This window comes from Chitinimonas violaceus (assembly GCF_052601015.1).
This window is the reverse complement of sequence record NZ_JBQXDJ010000259.1, coordinates 1-339: the sequence shown is the minus strand read 5'-3', so window position 1 is coordinate 339 and position 339 is coordinate 1. Positions and strand designations below refer to the sequence as shown.

At 62.8% G+C, this 339-nt stretch carries 1 protein-coding gene; it reads right to left on the bottom strand.

Translation table 11 applies throughout. The features are described 5' to 3' along the window. Positions 1-339: TolC family protein (locus tag ACUHMQ_RS21205; RefSeq protein WP_445297415.1), on the bottom strand; the 339-nt coding region annotated here is incomplete at both ends.

Below are 339 nucleotides of genomic sequence, written 5' to 3'. Positions count from 1 at the left end.
AGGCAGCCCCGCTGCGCAGATTGCGCCAGGCCTTGTTGATCTCTTCGCTCAGCTGTCGTTTGGCGCCAAGTAAACGGTCCTGTGCTGCCTGCTGGCGTGCTATCGCTTCACGCAATTGCGAGCTCGGGCCTCCCCCGGCGTAGATTGGCAACGTCAGGTTGATGCCGAGGGTGCTGCCTCGCTGGCGTAGCGGGAAGCTGGCAGGATTGCGACTGTCGTTGTAGGTTGCGGACAAGGCCACCACCGGCAGATGCAGACCACGCTTCTCCGTGACATCGATCTTGGCCAGGGCCAGTGTTTGTTCGGCAGCACGCAACGCTGGGCTGCCAGCCTGTGCAC